Origin of the sequence: Mycobacterium innocens (genome assembly GCF_900566055.1) — a bacterium.
In the GTDB taxonomy this organism is placed as follows: Bacteria; Actinomycetota; Actinomycetes; order Mycobacteriales; family Mycobacteriaceae; genus Mycobacterium; species Mycobacterium innocens.
This window is the reverse complement of sequence record NZ_UPHQ01000299.1, coordinates 1-1,678: the sequence shown is the minus strand read 5'-3', so window position 1 is coordinate 1,678 and position 1,678 is coordinate 1. Positions and strand designations below refer to the sequence as shown.

1 protein-coding gene and 1 pseudogene are annotated in these 1,678 nt (G+C 62.7%); both read left to right on the top strand.

Going from position 1 to position 1,678, the window contains the following annotated elements; all coding sequences use genetic code 11:
* Positions 1–236 precede the first annotated feature (236 nt).
* Positions 237–784: pseudogene (locus tag EET03_RS28130) on the top strand (DinB family protein).
* 308 nt (positions 785–1,092) lie between these two features.
* The gene (locus tag EET03_RS29935; protein WP_136625773.1) at positions 1,093–1,491 is read left to right on the top strand and encodes a hypothetical protein; all 399 of its coding nucleotides are present in this window, start codon (positions 1,093–1,095) and stop codon (positions 1,489–1,491) included.
* Positions 1,492–1,678: the final 187 nt, after the last annotated feature.

Below are 1,678 nucleotides of genomic sequence, written 5' to 3'. Positions count from 1 at the left end.
TAGCACTCCGGGAAGAGACGACGGGAGGGCCGTCGCCTACCACTGACCTGATCACCGTGCCGCCCCGGCAGCACGAACAACAAATCGGGTTACCGCAACCCCACACACTGCTCACCGCCAGCGCCGGAACCCCACCCCCACGTGCTCACCCTGGATGCCCGCGAACAATCGCCCAGCGTCGCGCAATTGGCAGCTGCCTTGGCAACGCGGCTTCGAGCCGACTAGGACCCGCTGTGATGGCCACCAATGACGGCGCGATCGATCGCAACGCGCTCGTGACCGACCTGGATAGAGCCCGCGTCGCATTCCACCGACTGCGCGCCGAGGCGGAGCGCGGCGACGTTTGGACCGAGCCGACGCGCGGGACACGCTGGACCAACGAACAGTTGTTGTTCCACATGGTCTTCGGCTACATGATCACCCAGCGACTGCTCGTCCTCGCGCGGTTGTTGGGCCGGCTGCCCGATCCGCTCAGCCGCGTCTTCGCCGGCATCCTCAACGCTGCAACCGCACCCTTTCATGTCATCAACTACTACGGCTCCTGCGCGGCCGCCCTCGTCTACAACCGCCGCCGGATGGGCGCCAAGCTCGATCGAGTGATCGCATCACTGCAACGCAAACTTGCCCGGGAAAGCGGTAGCGCCTTCCATCGCGGCATGCATTACCCGACCCGGTGGGACCCGTTCTTCCACGACTTCATGATTTAGAAGACATTTACCGCTACCCCGGACTGCATTTTTACTTCCACCAACACCAGCTCACCCTGAACTCGGAAGCGGACTGATCCTTAGCCACTGCCCACAAGGTCACTAACGACGCTGCGTGACACAGACCCTGGACTGTTGCAGGCGGCATGGATCAACAGTCTCGGCCGCACGTCGAGCCAATCCCGGCAACGACGTGCAACCTTCACCTGAACAATGCAACGTCGGGTGCAACCTTCACCACGAATGGTGCAGCCTTCGCCCGAACAGGACGAACACCAGACCAACCACCACGACGGTTTCAAGGGCCCCCAAGAACCACACACCTCTTGCACTAAGGTCACTAAACGATCACTTAACGCCCGGACGAAAAAGTAAAATGAGTCCCATGAATGACCCCGCCGCCGTCGCTTGCCCGCGTTGCGGTGCTTTCCTGCCGGCGGATTTCGGGCCGCGCCGCGGCCGACGGCGGATCTGGTGCTCGGATCGCTGCCGCCGTGATGCTCATGCCGAACGGGTCGCTGCCGCGCGCACTCACCAGCCCATCCGCGTCGTCGAAGTGCCCCGCACCGCCCCGCCCTTGATCCGGCCTGTCGTGATCACACTCCCTCGCGATGATCTCACCCCAGCCGAAGTCGCCGCGCGCGTGCTGGCCAGTCCGACTGCTATGGGCTACGTCTTAGACTCATTGACTAGACAAGCCCGCGAAAAAACACTCGACAAAAAAGTCCGCAACGCTGCCCTGAGTCTCGCCAAAACCCTGCTGCCCGGCCAGCGCCGCTACTAGATGAGTAATTCCCAACTGCGCGCGGAGTGTGCATCGGCTGCGCCGAGTGTGTACTGGCGGCGGCGACACGCCGAGCGGCGCCGCAGTGGTTGCACTCTCGGCGTGTCGGCTTGTGAAGGATGTGGTTGGAGGGCACCGATGGACAGTTATGAAGACAGACCTCGATGCCCTCCTGACCGAACTGTAT